Source organism: Pseudomonas sp. PB105, assembly GCF_009764655.1.
In the GTDB taxonomy this organism is placed as follows: domain Bacteria; phylum Pseudomonadota; class Gammaproteobacteria; order Pseudomonadales; family Pseudomonadaceae; genus Aquipseudomonas; species Aquipseudomonas cyclaminis.
Map to the genome: position 1 here is coordinate 1 of NZ_RWIO01000042.1, position 22,296 is coordinate 22,296.

The window sequence follows — 22,296 nt, forward strand, 5'->3', positions numbered from 1 at the left end:
GATGAGTCGGTGCTGATCTACAACGGGGAGCGGCCGCACTTATCCCTGAAATACAAAACGCCCGATGCGGTGCATCAGGCGTTTTGAGACTCAAACAGGTGTAAACCTATTTCAGGACTAGACAGCCTGCTGTTCAGGCTCAGTGGAAGACGATTTCGTCGTTTTCCACAGTGGCTTCGACGCTGGTACCCGGCATAAAACTGCCAGAAAGGATCAACTGCGCCAGCGGGTTCTCGATCCAGCGCTGAATCGCACGCTTCAAAGGCCGTGCGCCATACACCGGGTCGTAACCAACCGCGATGAGCTTGTCCAACGCCTCGCGGCTCAGCTGCAGCGACAGTTCGCGCTCAGCCAGACGACTGCGCAGGCGCCCCAACTGGATCTCGGTAATGCCCGCAATCTGATCCCGCGCCAAGGGCTCGAAGATCACCACTTCGTCGACCCGGTTGATGAATTCCGGGCGGAAGTGCGAGGTCAACGCGTCCATGACAGCAGCGCGCTGAGCCTCACGGTCCCCTACCAGCTCCTGGATCTGCGACGAGCCCAGGTTGGAGGTCATCACGATTACCGTGTTGCGAAAGTCCACAGTACGCCCGTGGCTGTCCGTCAACCGACCATCTTCCAGCACTTGCAGCAGGATGTTGAACACATCCGGATGCGCCTTCTCGACCTCATCCAGCAGGATCACCGAGTAAGGCTTGCGTCGCACGGCTTCGGTCAGGTAACCGCCCTCCTCGTAGCCCACATAGCCTGGTGGTGCGCCGATCAGACGGGCCACCGAGTGTTTCTCCATGAACTCGGACATATCGATCCGCACCATGGCCTCTTCAGTATCAAAGAGGAATTCGGCCAGCGCCTTGCACAGCTCGGTTTTACCCACGCCGGTCGGGCCGAGGAACATGAACGAGCCGCTCGGACGATTCGGGTCGGACAACCCGGCGCGCGAACGTCGTACCGCGTTGGACACTGCCACAACCGCCTCTTCCTGGCCGATCACGCGCTGGTGCAACAGATGCTCCATCTTCAACAGCTTGTCGCGCTCGCCTTCGAGCATTTTCGACACCGGAATGCCGGTCCACTTGGAGACGACTTCGGCGATTTCTTCCTCGGTCACCTTGCTGCGCAGCAGCTGGTTTTCAGACTTGCCGTGCTGGTCGACCATTTGCAGGCTGCGCTCCAGGTCCGGGATGACCCCGTACTGCAACTCGGCCATGCGGTTCAGGTCGCCCTTGCGGCGAGCGGCTTCCAGTTCCTGGCGGGACTGCTCGATCTTTTGCTGGATCTGCGCAGAGCCCTGCACTTCGGCTTTTTCCGAGGTCCAGATTTCTTCAAGGTCCGAGTACTCGCGTTCCAGGCGCACGATTTCTTCCTGGAGTTTTTCCAGACGTTTCTTCGCCGCGTCGTCCTCTTCTTTCTTCAGGGCCTGGGATTCGACTTTCAGTTGAATCAGGCGCCGATCAAGGCGGTCGAGCACTTCCGGCTTGGAATCGATTTCCATACGAATGCGGCTGGCCGCTTCGTCGATCAAATCGATGGCCTTGTCCGGTAACTGACGGTCGGTGATATAGCGATGACTCAATTTGGCCGCCGCAATGATCGCACCATCAGTAATCGCCACCTTATGGTGGACCTCATAGCGCTCTTTCAGGCCACGCAGGATCGCGATGGTGTCTTCTTCACTAGGCTCTTCTACCAGCACTTTCTGGAAGCGCCGCTCAAGAGCTGCGTCCTTCTCTATATATTGGCGGTACTCGTTGAGCGTCGTTGCACCGACGCAATGCAACTCGCCCCGCGCCAAGGCGGGCTTGAGCATGTTGCCAGCATCCATGGAGCCCTCGCCTTTACCGGCGCCGACCATGGTATGCAGTTCGTCGATGAACAGAATGATCTGCCCGTCCTGCTTCGACAGTTCATTGAGCAGGGATTTGAGGCGTTCTTCGAACTCGCCACGGAACTTGGCACCGGCGATCAACGCGCCCATATCCAGGGACAACAGGCGCTTGCCTTTAAGGCCGTCCGGCACTTCACCATTGATGATGCGTTGGGCCAGGCCTTCAGCAATCGCGGTTTTACCCACGCCAGGCTCACCGATCAACACCGGGTTGTTCTTGGTGCGACGCTGCAGGACCTGGATAGTGCGACGAATTTCATCGTCACGGCCGATCACCGGGTCAAGCTTGCCTTCTTCGGCGCGTTTGGTCAGGTCGACGGTGTACTTGTCCAGGGCCTGGCGCGACTCCTCGTGGTTAGGGTCGTTTACTGCGTCGCCGCCACGCAGGTTGTTGATGGCGTTCTCCAGGGCTTTCTTGCTCACGCCCTGGCCCAACAACAATTTGCCGAGCTTGCTGTTCTCGTCCATGGCGGCGAGCAGTACCAGTTCGCTGGAGATGAACTGGTCACCCTTCTGCTGGGCCAGGCGGTCGGCCTGGTTGAGCAGACGCGCCAAGTCCTGCGACATGTTCACGTCGCCGGTCGGGTTTTGGATTTTTGGCAGTTGGTCGAGCTCTTTGCTCAATTCCTTGCGCAGGCTGCTGACATCAAAGCCCACCTGCATCAGCAAGGGCTTGATAGAACCACCTTGCTGCTCCAGGAGTGCCTGCATCAAGTGCGCAGGCTCGATGGCCGGGTGGTCGAGACCTACCGCCAACGATTGGGAGTCCGATAAGGCCAACTGTAATTTGCTGGTTAAACGATCAATACGCATTAGTCACCTTCCTTTTGAGCAGGCCGGAGCTATAAAACATTCCTGAATGAAGAAACCTGCCAGATACCCTTATAGATGGGGGGGATTCTGGAAGATTCAAGCCACGGACAGTTGACGTAAGTCAGGAGAGTCTAGCGTTCGAGCCAGATAAGGGAGGCAAATCGACCGGTGCGCGGGCTGCGCCGGTAAGAAAAGAATTGCGGGTCGGTCACCGTGCACAGACCACCACCGTAGACAGCCGTGACACCCCGTGCGGCGAGGCGCAGGCGGGCCAGTTGGTAGATGTCGGCCATGAACTTGCCAGGGTTATGGCTCGGCACAAAAGCTTCGGCCGTGATCGGCAGTTGCTGCATGAACGCTTCACGCACTTCCGGGCCGACTTCAAAGGCTTGCGGACCGATTGCCGGACCCAGCCAGACCAATACGTCGGCAGGTTCAGTCTCCAGGCTTTCGAAAGCAGCCTCCAACACACCGGCCGCCAACCCACGCCAACCGGCATGGGCCGCAGCGACGCGAGTCCCGGCACGGTTGCAGAACAACGCGGGCAGGCAATCGGCAGTCATAGCGGTACAGGCGATGCCAGGGGTGCTGGTCCAACTGCCATCAGCTTCAGCCGTGTGGCCAGGATCGGCCTCGACCACGCTCACCCCATGGACTTGGCGCAGCCAGGCCGGCTGAATAGCAAAGGCGTCGCTGAGACGACGGCGGTTTTCAAGGACAGCCTCCAGGCTGTCCTCGACATGATCGCCCAGGTTGAGGCTGTCGAATGGCGCCAGGCTGACGCCACCCGCACGGGTGGTGACACAAGCCTTTACCCGAGCCGGCGCGGGCCAGTCAGGTATCAGCCAGTCACTCATCCGACAAACGCCTCGCGGTCCTGTTTGAGCAGCGACAGCAACCAGACAAAATCGTCCGGCAGTGGCGATTCCCAACTCATGCGCTTACCGCTCGTCGGATGATCCAGCTCCAGGAAACGTGCATGCAGTGCCTGGCGCGGGAACGTCTTGAGCGATTCGACCATGGTCTGGCTGGCCGCAGGCGGAATGCGGAAGCGGCCACCGTAGGCAGGATCGCCGACCAACGGGAAGTTGATGTGGGCCATGTGCACGCGGATCTGGTGAGTACGACCGGTTTCCAGCTTGACCCGCACGTGAGTGTGGGAACGGAAACGCTCCAGCACACGGTAGTGGCTCACGGCTTGCTTGCCGCCTTCCATTACCGCCATGCGCTGGCGCTGCTGGCCGTGGCGACCGATGGGGGCGTTGATCTTGCCACCCGCGACGACCACGCCGATCACGATGCACTCATAGATCCGGCTGACGCTACGGCTCTGCAACTGCGTAACCAGCTGCGTCTGCGCCTGAATGGTCTTGGCGACCACCATCAGGCCGGTGGTGTCCTTGTCCAGACGGTGCACGATCCCGCAGCGCGGCACGTTGATGATGTCGGGGATATGGTGCAACAGGGCATTGAGCAAGGTGCCATCAGCGTGCCCGGCCGCCGGGTGAACCACCAGGCCTGCGGGTTTGTTGATGACCAGGATGTCGTCGTCTTCATAGACGATATCCAGCTCGATGTCCTGGGCGACCCATTCTCCCTGGGCTTCCTGCTCGGCAGTCAGCTCAAGAATCGCACCGCCATGAACTATGTCTCGCGGGCGGATAACCGCTCCATCCACAGTCAGGCGGCCGTCTTTGATCCAGGCGGAAAGGCGCGAGCGCGAGTGCTCAGCGAATAATTGTGCGGCGACTTGATCGAGGCGTTGGCCGCCCAATTCGGACGGCACCTCTGCGCGAAGTTCAATTTTATCGGACATGCTCAGACTAGGCGTGGCACAGCCTTTGGTTTCGGCTGCGCGCTTGTGGTTAAATACGGCGTCTTTTGCCCCGAGGCTTTCAACGGGGCGCTCATCATAACAGGACGGCCCCGCCCAAGACAGCGGCCGTCATAGGGACGCAAGCCGCCATGCAAGTGAAACACCTGCTGCTGATCGCCATCCTCGCCATGACTGCTGCTTGCTCGTCAACAAAGGACGTCGTCGACGAAAACCTGAGCGAAGTCGAGCTGTACCAACTGGCACAGAAAGACTTGGACAATAATAGCTACACCAGCGCCACAGCGAAGCTGAAGGCACTGGAGTCGCGTTATCCGTTCGGGCGCTACGCCGACCAGGCTCAGCTTGAGCTGATCTACGCCAACTACAAGAACGCCGAGCCGGAAGCTGCCAAGTCCGCCGCCGAGCGCTTCATCCGCCTGCACCCGCAACACCCGAACGTGGACTACGCCTACTACCTCAAGGGCCTGACCTCGTTCGACCAGGACGTTGGCCTGCTGGCGCGCTTCCTGCCGCTGGACATGACCAAGCGTGACCCAGGTGCTGCCCGCGACTCCTACAACGAGTTCGCCCAGTTGACCAGCCGCTATCCGAACAGCCGCTACGCGCCGGACGCCAAGCAGCGCATGATCTACCTGCGCAACCTGCTGGCGTCCTACGAAATCCACGTAGCTCACTACTACCTGACCCGTCAGGCGTACGTGGCTGCCGCCAACCGTGGCCGCTATGTCGTAGAGAACTTCCAGGAAACCCCTTCCGTGGGTGACGGCCTGGCAGTGATGACCGAGGCTTACCAGCGGCTGCACCTGGACGACCTGGCCAACACCAGCCTGGAGACCCTCAAGCTCAACTACCCGGATCACCCTAGCCTGAAAGACGGCCAGTTCGTGCCTCAGGTTGCCGAAGCCGACAACCGTTCGTGGCTGAGCAAGTACACCCTGGGCCTGATCGAGTCGCGCCCTCCGTTGCCGCCGGGCGAAACCCGCGCCAATCAGGACGTGATCAAACAATACCAGGACGCCAAGGAAGCCATTCCGTCGGAGCTCAAGCCGCACGACGAGAACGGCGACGTGATCGAAGAAGAAGAGCCAGAGGCTCTGGGCAACAACCAGGACCGCTCGTGGTTCAGCTACATGACCTTCGGTGTGTTCGACTGATCTGTCGATGCAACGCAAAAAAGGAGCCCCTCGGGGCTCCTTTTTTATGGGCAGTATTATTGCGCTGTGCGTCTGCCACGTCCTTGGCTAAACTGGCGCATTCCTTATCGAGAAACCGCCCATCATGCTTCGTCTTCTGTTCTGGATTGCCGTTATTGCTGCCGCGGTATGGTTCTGGCGCAAATTCAAAAACCCGGCCGCCAAGCAACAACGCAACAACGAGCCTGACGCTGCGTTGATGGTGCGTTGCGCCCACTGCGGCGTGCACCTGCCACAGGATCGCGCCCTAAGCTTGCGCCAGGAGTGGTATTGCACTCAGGCGCATCTGGAGCAGGGACCGAAGTCTATACAGCGCTGATGCGACCTTCAGGCAAGTAAGGCGCAGGATCGATGATCGGCGCATGCCCCAGCAGCAAGTCTGCAAACAACTGACAGGACGCCGGCGCCAGTACCAGGCCGTTGCGGTAATGCCCGCAATTGAGCCACAGCCCTTTAAAGCCGGGAACCTGGCCGATATAGGGAATACCTTCCGGTGAGCCTGGGCGCAAACCGGCCCAATGCCCCACTACTTCGGCGTCTGCCAGGGCGGGAATCAGCTCCACAGCCGAGGCTTTGAGACTTTCCAGCGCAGTATCGGTGGGGGTCTTGTCGAAGCCCTCGTGTTCCAGGGTACTGCCAATGAGAATATGCCCGTCGCGCCGGGGGATGGCATAACGGCCCTTGGCCAGGACCATGCTCGACAAGAAGTCCGAGGCGCATTTGTACAAAATCATCTGCCCCTTGACCGGTTCCACCGGCAGCACCAAGCCCAGCGTGCCGAGCAACTCACCGCTCCACGCGCCTGCTGCCAGTACCACTTGCTCCCCGACAATCGCCCCCCCTGCCGTGTTTACGCCCACCACATTGTCGCCTTCCATGACAAATCCAGTGACTTCACACTGTTCGTGAACAGTTACGCCAGGCAGTGCCAACAACGCAGCCTTGAGGGATTTGACCAAGCGAGGGTTGCGCACATTGGCCACGTCAGCCATATAGATCGCGCTGGAATACCCGCCCCCCAGCACCGGAACCGCATCATGGGCGGCCGACACATCCACTTTGCCTAGAGGCCGACCTTCACGGACCGCCCATGCCAGCGCCTCGGCCTCATCTTCCAAGTCCAGCCAGTACAAGCCGGTGGTATGAACCTCAGGGTCGATGCCGGTGGCGGCAAACAGGCGCTCAGCCAGTTGCGGATAAAAATCCTGGGACCAATGGGCCAATGCAGTGACCGACGGGCTGTAGCGCCAAGGATACAGCGGAGACACAATGCCACCGCCCGCCCATGAAGACTCCTGCCCCACATCGGCCCGCTCCAACAGGACCACCGCCTGCCCCTGGCTCGCCAGGTTGTACGCCGTCAGCAGGCCAATGACTCCGCCGCCGACAATCACCACTTGCTGTTGCTTAGCCATCATTCGATCCAGCCGATAAATAGGAACAAGCGCACCTGGCGCCCAATCATCCAGCACCCCCATCATTGCCCCCAGCATGTCTGGCGCGACATTTCAGGTGCTGCCCCCGGATTGGCCCGCACACCCGTGCTGCTAAGGCTGAAGTCACCACAAGCGTCACCCACCATCAACGAATCGACGCCCGGCGTAGCGACCAGGTAGAAATCCTGAGGGTTCAACGCAGCGGTGATTCTATAGCGATCATTGCCGGTGCTGACGCCGCTGGCGTCAATAAAAGTGCCGTTCCTCGTATAAAAACGCTCAAGGTGCTGAGCTTGCTCGGTCAGTAGCGCGACAATTTCCGCGCGATAGACCTTTTTTACATGACGGGTGTAGCCGGGGTAAGCGATCCCGGCCAGAAACGCGATGATCGCTACGCAGATAAGTAACTCGATCAGGGTAAAGCCCCGGCAGTCCATGCCCATGCCACTGTTCCTCATTGAAGCTGTCGCCATGACACCCGCCGAAACCGCGGGCCACTTTCCAATTCCACCCGCGCATATACAGTCTCCAATACCGTGCGCGACTGGCCGCTGAACCCAACTGCCGTCACCCGGTAGACCGCCGCCGAGGCATGAGGCGGCAGATGCGCCAGCCCTACGCCAGGACCCAAGGCTTGAATGCCGTAGAGCCCTCCCCTGACGGCAACCCAGGACACTGCCGAAACAGGGTTCGTCCCTGCAGCCACCAGCAAAAACGCCTCGTCCGGCGGCGCGCAGGTAACGATCGACCAGCACTGCGGCCACCCGACACCCGCTCGCTGCACCGCCTGCTCTCCCAGCCTCAAGCCGCTTTCGGCGTTTTGAAGCGACTGGTTTCGTTGCCACAGGCTGCCGCTGATCTTTTGCTGGGCCACCGCACCTTGGATTGACGACAAGCCAATCAGTGACAACAGCAGCAAAAACACCAGGCTTATCAGCAGCACCATTCCCCTCTGCTGCGAAGAAATACCGTCAGTCAGCACCATGACCGCCCTACCCCACACGGTTACGCAGCGCCGCCACGACGCTATAGGTTTGATCTTTCACCCGGCCCGTCGGGTCTCGCAGCGTCATGCGGATGCGTACGCTGCGGATCAACGACTCGTCAGACGGCATGGCGTCGTAGCGCACTACCTGCGCCGATGTCGGCCCGGCCGCCACACCGAAACTGAGATCGAGCGCCCCCACGTTATCCACCAACACTGCCCTGGCCGGCGCAGCAGGCGTGCTGACCTTTAACTGGCCGGCCTCGAAGGTGTAGGTGAGTTGGCGAATGGCAAAGCGAATCTGCCCGGGAACTGGCGAAGGTGAGGTCCCGCCGTATGCATAGGCCGTACCCGTGCAGTCGGACAACACCGTCCAGTCAGGTTTGCCACCGCCAGCACCCACGTCCGCAGTCAACAGCGTCAGCGACGTTGAACCGCCCCCGGCACTCCAGCCAACCGGCCGATCAAAGGCCGGTGGGGCATTGTCGATAAATGCAGTAGCCATACAGCCAAACATGCCCGCCTGACGGATGTCCTGGAGCATCTTGCCCAGCGCAAACCGAGCGTCGTCCTGCAGCAACATGGCTGCCTGCTGGCTGGCGTGGGTCATTCGGGAACCGATCACCACTTGGCTGCCCCCAAGCACCAGCACCAAACCGACTGCCAGGGCCAGCAGCAACTCCATCAAGCTGAAACCCCTCGCCACAGGCCTCATTGCGCCACCTCTGGCCCTGGGTCGATGCGACTGGTCAGGGTAAAGGTTTCCCGCGCATCAGGGATGTTCGAACTCGATCGGTCATCCCAACTGATACTGACCGTCACCTCATTTCTACTGACCACCACAGAGCCTTTGGCACTCTCCCCGGCAAAACCGCGAATATTGGCCTCGAAATCATGCAGATCCAGGTCACGCACACTGGCAGTCGCGGTATTGGCCGGAGCCCTTACCCTCCCTGGCGATGAGTAGTCGGCGCCGGAATTGGCGCGGATTCGGTCGAGCATATCGTAGGCAATGAAACTGGCCTGACTGGTCATCCTCGAACTGTCGGTGTATTTGAGGGCATTGAGCTGGAGCACCACCGCGCCTAACAGGCCGACCGCGAGAATCAGCACCGCTACCAGCACCTCAATCAACGTCATGCCGATTTGATGTCGCGCTACAGCGTGGGGAAAACAGGTATTCAGGCAGGCAAGCATTACCGTCGTCATCCGTGTCGAAGGGCAAAAAAAGCAGGAAATCCTGCGGTGCGGCCCAAGACTAGCGTCGGTTTTTCGCCCGCGCTGCCGATGGAACAAAGGGAAATACTTTGGACATGAAGGCCATCATTCGGCACTCCGCGCCGGGCGCTATACCTATGTCTCAACCTGCTTTCTGCACACGTCCACGGAGGGACGACCAATGGGACAACGAGGTTTCACCCTGATCGAACTGCTGCTCGGACTGATCGTGAGCGGCATCCTGGCGCATCTGGCAGTGCCGGGTTTCGCGGGGCTGCTGGAGTCACAGCAGCGACAAAGCGCGGCGCAATCGCTGACCAACGGACTCCGCTTCGCACGCACCGAAGCCATCACGCGTAACCGCGCGGTGGTCATTCACGCACTGGACGATGACTGGAGTCGAGGTTGGCGGGTGATAGTGGACATCAGCGGGCGCGGCGATCTGGACGACAACAACCCGGTGCTGCTGGAGCGCCAGGACAGCGGTCGTGTGCCGATAGTGGGAAATGGCCCGGTCAAAAGCCAGGTGCGGTTCAGCGGGTTGGGCGAACCGGTATTTTCAGGGGGAGGTTTTCGTGCCGGCACTGTGCACATATGCGCCAAGGACTCGGCGCAAAGTGTGCACCAAGTGGTGCTGGCGCCCAGTGGGCGCATCAGCCTGCGCAGCGATAAAGCCGAACAGGCGTTGTGCCGGAGTACCTCCGGCACCCTGGCATTCAGAGCAGTGAGCGAACCCGCAGCTCCTTGGGCATGGAGAAAGTGATGTTCTCTTCACGTCCCGCCAACTCATCAGCGCCGGTAGCCCCCCAGGCGTGCAGTTGCTGGATAACACCGCGCACCAGTACTTCAGGGGCAGAAGCACCTGCTGTGATGCCGATACGCTGGACGCCATCGAACCAACTGCGCTGCATGTCTTCAGCTCCGTCGATCAAGTACGCCGGGGTAGCCATGCGCTCAGCCAGCTCACGCAGACGGTTGGAGTTGGAGCTGTTGGGGCTGCCGACCACCAGAACCACATCGCACTCGTCAGCCAATTGCTTGACCGCGTCCTGGCGATTTTGGGTGGCGTAGCAGATGTCATCCTTACGCGGGCCGCCGATGGCCGGGAAACGGGTGCGCAGGGCATCGATCACACGGCTGGTGTCGTCCATGGACAAGGTGGTCTGGGTGACGAAGGCCAAACGATCTGGGTTGTGCACCTGCAGGTTGGCGACGTCTTTCTCGTCTTCCACCAGGTAGATGGCGCCGCCATTGCTGGCATCGTATTGGCCCATGGTGCCTTCGACTTCCGGGTGACCGGCATGACCGATCAGGATGCATTCCCGACCGTCGCGGCTGTAGCGCGCGACTTCGATGTGCACCTTGGTGACCAGAGGGCAGGTGGCATCGAACACTTTGAGGCCACGGCCTGCTGCTTCGGTACGCACGGCCTGGGAAACACCGTGGGCACTGAAGATGACGATCACGTCGTCCGGCACCTGGTCTAGCTCTTCGACAAAGATCGCGCCGCGTGCGCGTAGGTCTTCGACCACAAACTTGTTGTGGACGACTTCATGACGCACGTAGATCGGCGGACCGAAGACTTCCAGGGCGCGATTGACGATTTCGATCGCACGGTCCACGCCGGCGCAGAAGCCACGGGGGTTGGCGAGTTTGATTTGCATGCTGTGCCTCGTGTCTGGCGCTGGGGTCAGAGTTGATGCTACTGAACTGACAATAGAGATCAAAAGTGGAAGAGGGCTTGCCTCCGATGGCTGCGTGTCAATTGATACATCTTTGACTGAGCCGCTGCCATCGGGGGCAAGCCCCCTCCCACATTTTAGACCGGGGCGTTGATCAAAGTGCTTTAACGTCGATGATTTCAACGTCAAAGGTCAAGGTCTTACCGGCCAACGGGTGGTTGAAGTCGATCGTCACTTGCGCGTCATCGAAGGTTTTCACCACGCCAGGCAGTTCGGTATTCGCCGCGTCGTTGAAGATCACCAGCAGACCTTCCGACAGGTCCATGTCCTGGAACTGCGAACGCGGGATGATCTGCACATTTTGCGGGTTGGGCTGGCCAAAGGCGTTTTCCGGCAGAATCTGCAGGGTGCGCTTGTCGCCGGCCTTGAAACCGAACAGGGCCGCTTCAAAACCCGGCAGCAGGTTGCCGTCACCGACCTTGAAGGTCGCAGGGGCTTTGTCGAACGTGCTGTCGACCGTGTCGCCATTCTCCAGGCGCAATGCAAAGTGCAAAGTGACTTCCGTGTTCTGGCCGATGCGTTGCTCAGCCAATACCTGATCAGTCATTGACGGTCTCTCCGGTTTTCTTACTTTTGAACATATCCAGCGCCAACATGATTGCGCCGACGGTGATGGCGCTGTCGGCGAAGTTGAACGCCGGGAAGTAATGACGGTTCTGCCAATGCACCAGGATGAAGTCGATCACATGGCCAAGGGCAATGCGGTCGTACAGGTTACCCAGCGCACCACCCAGCACCAGGGCCAAGGCAACGGCCAGCCAGGTGTCATCGCGACCCAGGCGCTTGAGCCACACCACCAGCACCGCACTGACCACCAGCGCGATAACGGCAAACAGCCAGCGCTGCCAGCCACCGCCATCAGCGAGGAAGCTGAACGCGGCGCCGGTGTTGTAGGCCAGGGTCCAGCTGAAGTAATCGGGGATCACTACGATCTGCTGGAACATTTCCAGGGAGCCCTCGAAGTGAGCCTTGCTGACCTGATCAATGACCAGGACCAGCAAACTCAACACGAGCAAGCCCAGGCGTCCGAAACGACTGGCGTTAGGCATAGTGGCGAACCTCGCCTTCACCGGAGATGTTGTCGACGCAACGACCACAGATTTCCGGATGCTCAGGGTTCACACCCACATCTTCACGGCAGTGCCAGCAACGGGCGCACTTGGCAAAGGCGGACTTCATCACTTTAAGCTTGAGGCCCGGCACTTCGGTAGCCACGGCATCAGCCGGTGCTTGAGCAAATGGCGCCAGGCTCGCCGTGGAGGTGATCAACACGAAGCGCAGCTCGTTGCTCAGTTTGGCCAGGTCGGCGGTCAGGCCTTCCTCGGCAAACAGGGTGACTTCAGCTTGCAGGTTGCCACCGACGGCCTTGGCCGCACGTTGAACTTCCAGCTCCTTGTTCACCGCAACTTTGACGGCCATCACGCCCTCCCAGTACTCGCGACCCAGTTCGAAGTCGGCAGGCAGTTCGGTCAGGCCTTCGTACCAGGTGTTGAGCATCACGGATTCGTTGCGCTCGCCCGGCAGGTATTCCCACAGTTCGTCGGCGGTGAACGCAAGGATCGGCGCGATCCAGCGCACCAGCGCTTCGCTGATGTGGTACAGCGCAGTCTGCGCCGAACGGCGTGCTTTGCTGTTAGCAGCGGTGGTGTACTGGCGGTCCTTGATGATGTCGAGGTAGAAACCACCCAGTTCCTGCACGCAGAAGTTGTGGATCTTCGAGTACACGTTCCAGAAGCGGTATTCGCCGTAGTGTTCCTGCAACTCGCGCTGCAGCAACAGGGTGCGGTCCACGGCCCAACGGTCCAGGGCGAGCATGTCCTCGGCCGGCAGGATGTCGGTGGCCGGGTTGAAACCGGTCAGGTTCGACAGCAGGAAGCGCGCGGTATTGCGGATGCGACGATAGGCATCGGCGCTGCGGGCCAGGATCTGGTCCGATACGGCGATCTCGCCCGAGTAATCGGTCGAGGCCACCCACAGACGCATTATGTCGGCGCCCAGGGTGTCGTTGATCTTCTTCGGCTCGATCACGTTTTTCAGCGACTTGGACATCTTGCGACCCGTCTCGTCGACGGTGAAGCCGTGGGTCAGCAATTCGCGGTACGGGGCGTGATCGTCGATGGCGCAACCGGTCAGCAACGAGGAGTGGAACCAGCCACGGTGTTGGTCCGAGCCTTCCAGGTACAGATCGGCACGCGGGCCGGTCTCGTGGCCCATCGGGTGCGAGCCACGCAGCACGTGCCAGTGGGTGGTGCCCGAGTCGAACCACACGTCGAGGGTGTCGCTGATCTTGTCGTACTGCGGCGCTTCGTCGCCAAGCAGTTCGGCGGCGTCCAGTTTGAACCAGGCTTCGATGCCCTCCTGTTCAACGCGCTGGGCCACGACTTCCATCAGCTCGACGGTACGCGGGTGCAACTCGCCGCTTTCCTTGTTCAGGAAGAACGGGATCGGCACGCCCCAGTTACGCTGGCGGGAGATGCACCAGTCCGGACGGTTGGCGATCATCGAGTGCAGGCGCGCCTGGCCCCAGGCCGGGACGAACTTGGTGTCTTCGATGGCCTTGATCGCGCGGTTGCGCAGGGTATCGCCGCTGGCTGGCTCTTTGTCCATGCCGATGAACCACTGCGCGGTGGCGCGGTAGATCAGCGGAGTCTTGTGGCGCCAGCAGTGCATGTAGCTGTGCTTGATGGTGTCGGTTTGCATCAATGCGCCGACTTCACGCAGCTTTTCGATGATCGGCTGGTCGGCCTTGAAGATGAACTGACCACCGAAGAACTCCAGCGAAGGCACGTACACGCCGTTGCTTTGCACCGGGTTGATGATGTCATCGTTGACCAGGCCGTACTTCTTGCAGATCACAAAGTCGTCAACGCCATAGGCGGGCGAGCAGTGGACCACGCCAGTGCCCGAGCCCAGCTCGACATAGTCAGCCAGGTACACCGGCGACAGACGGTCATAGAACGGGTGACGGAAGTTGATCAGTTCAAGCGCGGAGCCGGTGGTGGTGGCGATGACCGAACCTTGCAGCTCGTAACGCGCCAGGCACGCCTCGACCATTTCCTCGGCCAGCACCAGCAGGCGATCACCGACGTCTACCAGCGCGTAGGTGAACTCCGGGTGCACGTTCAGCGCCTGGTTGGCCGGGATGGTCCACGGGGTGGTGGTCCAGATCACGATGGCCGCTGGTTTGCTCAGGCTTGCCAGGCCGAATGCCTGGGCCAGCTTGGCGTCGTCGGCGATCGGGAACGCCACGTCGATGGTCGAGGACTTTTTGTCTTCGTACTCGACTTCGGCTTCGGCCAATGCCGAACCGCAGTCAAAGCACCAGTTCACGGGCTTGAGGCCCTTGAACACGAAACCACCCTTGACGATTTCTGCCAAGGCGCGGATCTCACCGGCCTCGTTCTTGAAGTTCATGGTTTTGTACGGGTTGTCCCACTCGCCCAACACACCCAGGCGGATGAACTCGGACTTCTGCCCTTCGATCTGCTCGGCGGCGTAGGCACGGCACAGTTCGCGGGTTTTATCGGCGCCCAGGTTCTTGCCGTAGGTCACTTCGACCTTGTGTTCGATCGGCAGGCCGTGGCAGTCCCAACCCGGAACATAAGGTGCGTCGAAGCCCGAAAGGGTTTTCGAACGCAGGATCATGTCCTTGAGAATTTTGTTCAGTGCATGACCGATGTGAATCGTGCCGTTGGCGTAAGGAGGGCCGTCGTGCAGGACGAACTTCGGACGATCCTTGCCAATCTCGCGCAACTTTCCGTACAGGCCAATACTGTCCCAGCGCTGCAGGATCTGCGGTTCGCGCTGTGGCAGGCCGGCCTTCATTGGGAAGGCGGTGTCCGGAAGGTTTAGCGTGGCTTTATAGTCGGTCATTTAAGGCTCTTCGGTTAGCGATGGGCGCTAGGTGCGGCTAGTGCACGGGCGGCGGCGACATCCGCATTGATCGCCGTTTTCAACGCCTCAAGGGAGGCGAAACGCTGCTCTTCACGCAGCTTCTGGTGGAAAACCACCGTCAAACGCCGGTCGTATAAATCACCGGCAAAATCCAAAAGGTGAACTTCCAGGTGGGCCTTGCCATCACCTGCAACCGTGGGCCTGACGCCTATGTTGGCGACTCCCGGCCACGGCTGGCCGTCGATGTCGACGCTCACCAGGTAAACCCCGGTAAGCGGCACACGACGACGCTTGAGTTGCACGTTGGCGGTTGGCGTGCCCAGTTGGCGCGCCAGCTTCTGGCCGTGCAGTACCCGCCCGGCAATGCGGAACGGGCGACCCAGCAGACGCTCGGCCAGGGCGAAGTCGGCAGCCGCCAGGGCATTACGCACCTGGGTGCTGCTCACACGCAGGCCGTCCAGTTCGACGGTTTGCGCGGCTTCAACGGTAAAGCCCTGGGTAACGCCGGCGTGCTGCAGGAATTCGAAATCCCCAACCCGATCGCAACCAAAACGGAAGTCGTCGCCGACCTCCAGATGCTGCACGCCCAGGCCATCCACCAGGATACGGTCGACGAACTCGGCGGCGCTGAGGCTTTGCAAGCGCTGGTTGAAAGCCAGGCAGAGGACGCGGTCCACGCCTTCTTCGGCCAGCAGTTGCAGCTTGTCCCGCAAGCGGGCCAGGCGGGCCGGCGCCGTCTCCGGGGTGAAGTATTCCCGCGGCTGTGGCTCAAAAATCACCACGCAGCTGGGCACGCCCAACTCGACCGCACGCTCGCGCAGCCGGGCCAGGATAGCCTGGTGACCACGGTGAACACCGTCAAAGTTGCCAATAGTGGCGACGCAGCCCCGATGCTGGGGGCGCAGGTTGTGGAGACCTCGAACCAGCTGCATAACGCGCTTCTTGCTCATAAAGTGGTCGATTATAACCACACCCAGCCTCAGACGACAGGCAACAGCGCAGGGCAAATGGATCGAATCGATAAAACACCGCTTTTATCGCGGCAAACTCTCTAGTTCAATGACTTGCGATTGAAATCCCGCAGGCGGAAACCCTGCAGCAGCAACATTCCGAAGTACACCACCACGCCAGCGACAACCAACACGCCCAGACGCATGAAGCGTTCCAACATAGGGCCTTGGTCCCACGCCGGCATAAAGTGCATCAAGCCCAGTAACACCGCCGACATCATTGCCACCGCCACCAGCAGCTTGAGGGCAAACATGCCCCAGCCCGGCTGCGGCTGGAACATCTGCTGTTTGCGCAGTTGATAAAACAGCAAGCCCGCATTGATGCAGGCACCCGCGCTGATCGCAAGGGCCAGGCCGGCATGAGCCAATGGACCGATAAACACCAGATTGAGCAGTTGCGTGACGATCAGCGTGAAGATCGCGATTTTCACGGGTGTACGGATGTTTTGCTGGGCATAAAAGCCAGGCGCCAGCACTTTGATCACGATGATGCCGAGCAGGCCGACGGAGTAGGCAACCAGCGCGCGCTGCGTCATCAAGGCGTCATGGGCGTCGAATTGGCCGTATTGGAACAGTGAAACCGTCAACGGCTCGGCCAGGATGCCCAGCGCCAGGGCACACGGCAACACCAGGACAAAACACAGGCGCAGGCCCCAATCAAGGATGCGCGAGTACTCCTGCCGGTCCTTGCTGGCATAAGTGCGCGCCAGGGTAGGCAGCAGGATTGTGCCCAAGGCCACGCCCAGCACGCCGGACGGCAGCTCCATCAGGCGGTCGGCGTAATACATCCACGACACCGAGCCCGATACCAGCAGCGAGGCAAAGGCCGTGTTGATAATCAGGGAAATCTGGCTGACCGATACGCCGAGGATCGCCGGCAGCATATTGCGCATCACGCGCCAGACGCCGGTGTCCTTAAGATTCAGGCGCGGCAGTACGAGCATGCCGATCTTTTTCAGGTGCGGCAGTTGGTAGAGCAATTGTGCCAGGCCGCCGGCCAATACAGCCCAGCCGAGCGCCATGACCGGCGGATCGAAATACGGGGTGAGGAACAGCGCGAAAATGATCATGCTGACGTTTAGCAGGGTCGGCACAAACGCCGGCACCGAGAAACGGTTCCAGGTATTGAGGATCGCCCCGGCCAGGGATGACAGGGAAATCAGCAATATATAAGGAAAGGTAACCCGTAGCAGATCAGCGGTCAGCGCGAACTTTTCCGGCGTATTGGCGAAACCGGGCGCCGTGGCCCAGATCACCCAAGGTGCGGCGAGCATGCCGAGGATAGTCACCAGCATCAAAACCAGGGTCAGCAGGCCTGAGACGTAGGCAATAAAGGTGCGGGTGGCCTCCTCGCCTTGCTGGGTCTTGTATTCCGCCAGAATCGGCACGAATGCTTGGGAAAATGCTCCCTCCGCGAAGATACGCCGCAGCAGATTGGGCAATTTAAAGGCAATAAAGAAGGCATCCGTGGCCATGCTGGCGCCAAAAATGCGTGCCAGCAGGGTGTCACGCACAAACCCCAGAACCCTGGAGATCATCGTGATAGAGCTGACGGCGGCCAACGATTTGAGCAGATTCATTGAAAGAGTTTGCGCCTATTAGATAAAGAGCAGGCGAACTGTGCGCCTACTTATGCGATACTGCGCGCCTGCAACAGCACAGAGCCAAAGCTCGCGAGTTTACAGGTCAAGCGCCGGAAATAAATCACCCGCCTCTTCAGATCGACCACTCAGCAGTTCGCATCAGCCGCCCTTGACAACACATCAAGTCATCGGCATGATTCGCGGCCTATTTTGTTTGCTATTTCCTAAAAAGTCTTTCGAGGAGCTCGACGGTGGCCAACACACCTTCCGCCAAAAAACGTGCAAAACAGGCTGAGAAGCGTCGCAGCCACAACGCCAGCCTGCGTTCCATGGTTCGTACCTACATCAAGAATGTAGTTAAAGCCATCGACACCAAAGACGCTGAAAAAGCTCAAGCAGCTTACGTTCTGGCTGTGCCAGTTATCGACCGTATGGCCGATAAAGGCATCATCCACAAGAACAAGGCCGCTCGTCATAAGAGCCGCCTGAACGGCCACATCAAGGCTCTGAGCGTTCCTGCTGCCGCCTAAGTGGTAACAACTGCAACGCAACCCTGGTTGCGAAACAGTTAAGAAATGCCCCGTACCGAAAGGTCCGGGGCATTTTTGTTTTCTGAAGTACAACTCTCCCACATTTGAACTTCAGTGCTTTTTTAAGCGCAAAAAAAACGCCCCGAACCAGTCGGGGCGTTTTTGCTATCAGCTGATTAACGCATCAATCAGTGCTGATGACCGCCTTCACCGTGAACGTGGCCGTGAGCCACTTCTTCCTGGGAAGCATCGCGGATGGCAACGATCTTCACTTGGAAGTTCAGGCGCTGGCCTGCCAGAGGGTGGTTGCCGTCGACGGTTACGTCGTCGCCGTCCAGATCACGGATAGTCACGATCTGCATTTGGCCGTCCGGCGCGGAAGCGTGGAACTGCATGCCCACTTCCAGCTCGTCAACGCCTTCGAACATGCTGCGGCTCAGAGTGCTGACCAGCTCAGCCGAGTATTCGCCGTAGGCATCTTCAGGTTCTACGGCAACGGTCAGTTCATCACCAACTGCCTTGCCTTCCAGTGCCTTTTCCAGGCCTGGGATGATGTTACCTGCGCCTTGCAGGTAGACCAGCGGCGCGCCGCCGGCGGAGCTGTCGATGACCTCACCAGCGTCGTTGGTCAGGGTATAGTCGATGGAGACAGCCTTGTTAGCGGCGATCGTCATGGGGCGAGACCTTTTGCATAAGAATGAAGAACGGACAAGTCTAAACAAGGATTTGCCCGAAAGCGAACAGAACCCGGACAGACGGGACCGATCAAGGGTCACGGTCGTCGGTTTTCATCTGGACGAAGAACGGCATTGGGTGGCCGAGCTGTCCTGCGGCCACACCCAGCATCTGCGCCACCAGCCGCCATGGCAATCCCGCGCCTGGGTACTCGACCCCGCACAGCGTCTGGAAAAAATAGGCCAGCCCTTTGCCTGCGGCTGGTGTGCGCAAGCGCCGAATAACGATAACCTTGACGCCTGATTCCCGGTAGGCACTCAGCTATAGAGCGCCACCGAAGCCATGCACCTCCAGAGAATTCGCATGCAGACTTTTTTTATCGCGCCCACCGATTTTGGTGTGGGTCTGACCTCCATCAGCCTTGGGCTGGTGCGCACCCTTGAGCGGGCCGGGCTGAAAGTCGGCTTCTTCAAGCCGATTGCCCAGCCGCACCCCGGCGACACCGGCCCCGAACGCTCCACCGAACTGGTGGCACGCACCCACGGCCTCAAGCCACCACAGCCTTTGGGCCTGGCACACGTTGAACGGATGCTCGGCGACGGCCAGCTCGACGAACTGCTCGAAGAGATCATCACCCTCTATCAGCAGGCCGCCGTGGGCAAGGACGTACTGATCGTCGAAGGCATGGTGCCCACCCGCAACGCCAGCTATGCGGCACGGGTCAACCTGCACCTGGCCAAGAGCCTGGACGCGGAAGTGATCCTGGTCTCCGCTCCGGAAAACGAAGTGCTCACCGAACTCTCCGGCCGCGTGGAATTGCAGGCCCAACTGTTCGGCGGCCCGAAAGACCCGAAAGTACTCGGCGTGATCCTCAACAAGGTGCGCACCGACGAAAGCATGGAGGCGTTTTCAGCGCGCCTTAAAGAGCATTCGCCTTTACTGCGCAGCGGTGACTTCCGCCTGCTCGGCTGCATTCCGTATCAACCGGAACTCAACGCGCCGCGCACCCGCGACGTGGCCGACCTGATGGGCGCGCAGATCCTCAACGCCGGCGACTACGAAACCCGGCGCATGACGAAGATCATCATCTGCGCCCGCACCATGCGTAACACCGTCGAGCTGCTCAAACCCGGCGTGCTGGTGGTAACCCCAGGCGACCGCGACGACATCATCCTCGCCGTCAGCCTGGCCGCGATCAACGGCGTGCCGCTGGCCGGCCTGCTGCTGACCAGCGATACACTGCCCGATCCGCGCATCATGGATCTGTGTCGCGGAGCGTTTCAGGCCGGGCTACCGGTGCTGTCGGTGAGCACCGGCTCCTACGACACCGCCAACCTGCTCAACAACCTGAACAAAGAAATCCCCATCGATGACCGCGAGCGCGCCGAGATCATCACCGATTTCGTCGCCAGCCACCTTGATGCGCGCTGGCTGCATCAGCGTTGCGGCACACCACGGGAAATGCGCCTGTCGCCAGCGGTGTTCCGCTACCAGTTGATCCAACGCGCCCAAGCCGCCAACAAACGCATCGTGCTGCCCGAAGGCAGCGAGCCACTTACCGTCCAGGCCGCCGCCATCTGCCAGGCCCGAGGCATCGCCCGTTGCGTGTTGCTGGCCAAACCAGCCGATGTGGAAGCCGTCGCCCGCGCCCAGGGCATCGAATTGCCGGAAGGCCTGGAAATTCTCGACCCGGACCTGATCCGCCAACGCTACGTCGAACCAATGGTCGCGCTGCGCAAAAGCAAAAGCCTCAACGCGCCGATGGCCGAGCAACAATTGGAAGACACTGTGGTGATCGCCACCATGATGCTCGCACTGGATGAAGTGGATGGCCTGGTTTCTGGCGTTATCCACTCCACCGCCAACACCATCCGCCCTGCCCTGCAACTGATCAAAACGGCGCCGGGCTGCACGCTGGTGTCGTCGGTGTTCTTCATGCTGTTCCCCGAAGAGGTGCTGGTGTACGGCGACTGCGTGATGAACCCGCACCCAAGCGCTGCGGAACTCGCGGAAATCGCCCTGCAAAGTGCCGACTCGGCGGCGGCGTTCGGCATTACCCCGCGCGTGGCGATGATCAGCTATTCCAGCGGTGATTCGGCCAGCGGCGAGGAAGTGGAAAAAGTTCGCGAAGCCACCCTGCTCGCCCATGAACAGCAAAGCTCGCTGTTGATCGACGGCCCCCTGCAATACGACGCCGCCGCCAACGAGGACGTAGCCCGACAACTGGCGCCCAACAGCCAGGTCGCCGGCAAGGCCACCGTGTTCGTCTTCCCTGACCTGAACACCGGCAACACCACCCACAAGGCCGTACAACGCAGCGCCGATTGCGTAAGCCTGGGCCCGATGCTCCAGGGCCTGCGCAAACCGGTCAACGACCTGCCCCGCGGCGCCCAGGTTGACGACATCGTGTACACCATCGCCCTGACCGCGATCCAAGCCGCCAACCGACCAATGGATATCTAAATGCTGGATTTTCTACCTGCCGCCGTGCGCGGGGTGATCGCTTCGCTGTTGCTGGCGCTGAACACGATCCTGCTGTGTTCGTTCCTGTTCATCGTTGCGCTGTTCAAGGCGTTGCCGTTTGCCAAGCGCTTCAGCGAATGGCTGATGAACCACACCCACGAAGCCTGGGTCACCAACAACAAGGGCTGGATGAACCTGGTACAGCGCACGCGCTGGCACCTCAAAGGCCTTGAAGGGCTGGATTATCAACACTCGTACCTGGTGACCAGCAACCACCAGAGCTGGGTCGACATCATGGTCTTGCAATACGTGCTCAATCGACGGATTCGCCCGCTGAAGTTCTTCCTCAAGCAGGAATTGATCTGGGTGCCGGTGATTGGTCTGGCGTGGTGGGCACTGGGCTTTCCGTTCATGAAGCGCTACACCAAGGCTTATCTGGAGAAGCACCCGGAGAAGAAAGGCAAAGACTTGGAAACCACCCGCAAGACCTGTGCGAAGTTTCGCGACAACCCGGTCGGGATTTTCAACTTTGCCGAAGGCACACGGTTTACTGATGGCAAACATGCCCAGCAAAAATCGCCATTCCGTTACCTGCTCAAGCCCAAGGCTGGCGGCATCGCATTTGTGCTGGACGCCATGGGCGAGCAACTGAAGTCACTGGTGAATGTGACCATTCACTACCCTGGCGGGCGTCCTGGTTATTGGGATTTGCTATGCGGGAATGTGAAGGACGTGGTGGTGCAGTTTGAAGAGGTGCAGATTCCGGCCGAGTTTATTGGCAAGAATTATGAGCAGGATGGGGAGTATCGGTTGGCGTTCCAGGGCTGGATCAACCGGTTATGGGAAGAGAAGGATGCGTTGCTGGAAAAGCTGCATAAAGACTTCCCAGGCAAACGATGATCAACCTGTGGGAGGGGGCTTGCCCTCGATGACGGAGCATCAGTTGATGCAGTCGTAGCTGACCCACCGCTATCGAGGGCAAGCCCCCTCCCACATTTGACCGCGCCCGATCTTGAAGATGTGAAA

22 protein-coding genes are annotated in these 22,296 nt (G+C 59.9%); 7 read left to right on the top strand and 15 right to left on the bottom strand.

The genetic code is table 11. The annotated features are described in order from the left end of the window. Positions 1–139 precede the first annotated feature (139 nt). From clpB to rluD, 3 genes are all read right to left on the bottom strand, one after another. The gene (gene clpB, locus EJD88_RS10610; RefSeq protein WP_099583991.1) at positions 140–2,704 is read right to left on the bottom strand and encodes an ATP-dependent chaperone ClpB; all 2,565 of its coding nucleotides are present in this window, start codon (positions 2,702–2,704) and stop codon (positions 140–142) included. A 131-nt stretch (positions 2,705–2,835) separates the two neighbouring features. Then, on the bottom strand, positions 2,836–3,561 hold the full coding sequence (pgeF, locus tag EJD88_RS10615) for a peptidoglycan editing factor PgeF (protein WP_158877914.1): 726 nt from the start codon (positions 3,559–3,561) through the stop codon (positions 2,836–2,838). Then, a complete protein-coding gene (gene rluD, locus EJD88_RS10620; RefSeq protein WP_032886184.1) occupies positions 3,558–4,520 on the bottom strand; it encodes a 23S rRNA pseudouridine(1911/1915/1917) synthase RluD in 963 nt (320 codons plus the stop codon). The genes pgeF and rluD overlap by 4 nt, the downstream gene beginning before the upstream one ends. A 149-nt stretch (positions 4,521–4,669) precedes the next feature. Here rluD and EJD88_RS10625 point away from each other — a divergent pair, with 149 nt between their 5' ends. After that, on the top strand, positions 4,670–5,695 hold the full coding sequence (locus EJD88_RS10625; RefSeq protein ID WP_099583989.1) for an outer membrane protein assembly factor BamD: 1,026 nt from the start codon (positions 4,670–4,672) through the stop codon (positions 5,693–5,695). 124 nt (positions 5,696–5,819) lie between these two features. Further along, complete coding sequence (locus tag EJD88_RS10630; RefSeq protein WP_099583988.1) at positions 5,820–6,053, top strand: PP0621 family protein; 234 nt, start codon at positions 5,820–5,822, stop codon at positions 6,051–6,053. On the opposite strand, the gene thiO is transcribed toward EJD88_RS10630, so the two are convergent. From thiO to pilV, 5 genes are all read right to left on the bottom strand, one after another. Continuing rightward, complete coding sequence (gene thiO / locus EJD88_RS10635) at positions 6,040–7,149, bottom strand: glycine oxidase ThiO (RefSeq protein WP_158877915.1); 1,110 nt, start codon at positions 7,147–7,149, stop codon at positions 6,040–6,042. The genes EJD88_RS10630 and thiO overlap by 14 nt on opposite strands. A gap of 62 nt (positions 7,150–7,211) precedes the next feature. Then, positions 7,212–7,613, bottom strand: a complete 402-nt coding sequence (locus EJD88_RS10640; RefSeq protein WP_158877916.1) for a type IV pilin protein — start codon at positions 7,611–7,613, stop codon at positions 7,212–7,214. Positions 7,614–7,624: 11 nt separating this feature from the next. Continuing rightward, complete coding sequence (locus EJD88_RS10645) at positions 7,625–8,155, bottom strand: PilX N-terminal domain-containing pilus assembly protein (RefSeq protein WP_158877917.1); 531 nt, start codon at positions 8,153–8,155, stop codon at positions 7,625–7,627. A gap of 7 nt (positions 8,156–8,162) precedes the next feature. Next, positions 8,163–8,870, bottom strand: coding sequence for a PilW family protein (locus EJD88_RS10650; protein WP_158877918.1), 708 nt, complete (start codon positions 8,868–8,870; stop codon positions 8,163–8,165). Beyond that, positions 8,867–9,352, bottom strand: a complete 486-nt coding sequence (gene pilV, locus EJD88_RS10655; protein WP_099583995.1) for a type IV pilus modification protein PilV — start codon at positions 9,350–9,352, stop codon at positions 8,867–8,869. Before pilV ends, EJD88_RS10650 begins: the two co-directional genes overlap by 4 nt. Before the next feature lie 202 nt (positions 9,353–9,554). On the opposite strand from pilV, the gene EJD88_RS10660 reads away from it, so the two are divergent. Beyond that, positions 9,555–10,136, top strand: a complete 582-nt coding sequence (locus tag EJD88_RS10660; RefSeq protein ID WP_158877919.1) for a GspH/FimT family pseudopilin — start codon at positions 9,555–9,557, stop codon at positions 10,134–10,136. On the opposite strand, the gene ispH is transcribed toward EJD88_RS10660, so the two are convergent. The 6 genes from ispH to murJ all read right to left on the bottom strand — a co-directional run bounded on the left by ispH (position 10,090) and on the right by murJ (position 17,599). Continuing rightward, positions 10,090–11,037: a 4-hydroxy-3-methylbut-2-enyl diphosphate reductase gene (gene ispH, locus EJD88_RS10665; RefSeq protein ID WP_099583983.1), complete on the bottom strand. Its 948-nt coding sequence runs from the start codon at positions 11,035–11,037 to the stop codon at positions 10,090–10,092. The genes EJD88_RS10660 and ispH overlap by 47 nt on opposite strands. A gap of 172 nt (positions 11,038–11,209) precedes the next feature. Then, on the bottom strand, positions 11,210–11,647 hold the full coding sequence (gene fkpB, locus EJD88_RS10670) for an FKBP-type peptidyl-prolyl cis-trans isomerase (protein WP_010213263.1): 438 nt from the start codon (positions 11,645–11,647) through the stop codon (positions 11,210–11,212). Between the two features lie 7 nt (positions 11,648–11,654). Further along, a complete protein-coding gene (gene lspA / locus EJD88_RS10675; protein ID WP_099583982.1) occupies positions 11,655–12,164 on the bottom strand; it encodes a signal peptidase II in 510 nt (169 codons plus the stop codon). After that, entirely contained in the window at positions 12,157–14,988 is a 2,832-nt protein-coding gene (gene ileS / locus EJD88_RS10680) for an isoleucine--tRNA ligase (RefSeq protein WP_099583981.1), read from the bottom strand. The genes lspA and ileS overlap by 8 nt, the downstream gene beginning before the upstream one ends. Positions 14,989–15,002: 14 nt before the next feature. Next, positions 15,003–15,941 carry a bifunctional riboflavin kinase/FAD synthetase gene (gene ribF / locus EJD88_RS10685; protein WP_160385075.1) on the bottom strand — a complete coding sequence of 313 codons (939 nt, stop codon included), beginning with the start codon at positions 15,939–15,941 and terminating at the stop codon, positions 15,003–15,005. 119 nt (positions 15,942–16,060) lie between these two features. Beyond that, on the bottom strand, positions 16,061–17,599 hold the full coding sequence (gene murJ, locus EJD88_RS10690; protein ID WP_158877920.1) for a murein biosynthesis integral membrane protein MurJ: 1,539 nt from the start codon (positions 17,597–17,599) through the stop codon (positions 16,061–16,063). Positions 17,600–17,853: 254 nt separating this feature from the next. On the opposite strand from murJ, the gene rpsT reads away from it, so the two are divergent. Then, positions 17,854–18,132, top strand: a complete 279-nt coding sequence (rpsT, locus tag EJD88_RS10695; RefSeq protein ID WP_003188401.1) for a 30S ribosomal protein S20 — start codon at positions 17,854–17,856, stop codon at positions 18,130–18,132. Between the two features lie 188 nt (positions 18,133–18,320). Here the strand turns inward: rpsT and EJD88_RS10700 are convergent, their stop codons facing one another. After that, a complete protein-coding gene (locus EJD88_RS10700) occupies positions 18,321–18,806 on the bottom strand; it encodes a peptidylprolyl isomerase (protein WP_032886172.1) in 486 nt (161 codons plus the stop codon). On the opposite strand from EJD88_RS10700, the gene EJD88_RS10705 reads away from it, so the two are divergent. Genes EJD88_RS10705 through EJD88_RS10715 form a run of 3 tightly spaced genes read left to right on the top strand, consistent with a single transcriptional unit; the run spans position 18,775 to position 22,170 of the window. Further along, positions 18,775–19,110, top strand: a complete 336-nt coding sequence (locus EJD88_RS10705; RefSeq protein ID WP_099583978.1) for a DUF3565 domain-containing protein — start codon at positions 18,775–18,777, stop codon at positions 19,108–19,110. The genes EJD88_RS10700 and EJD88_RS10705 overlap by 32 nt on opposite strands. A gap of 60 nt (positions 19,111–19,170) precedes the next feature. Beyond that, the gene (gene pta, locus EJD88_RS10710; RefSeq protein WP_099583977.1) at positions 19,171–21,270 is read left to right on the top strand and encodes a phosphate acetyltransferase; all 2,100 of its coding nucleotides are present in this window, start codon (positions 19,171–19,173) and stop codon (positions 21,268–21,270) included. Further along, the gene (locus EJD88_RS10715; RefSeq protein WP_112193381.1) at positions 21,271–22,170 is read left to right on the top strand and encodes an acyltransferase; all 900 of its coding nucleotides are present in this window, start codon (positions 21,271–21,273) and stop codon (positions 22,168–22,170) included. It abuts the gene before it with no gap. Positions 22,171–22,296 lie beyond the last annotated feature (126 nt).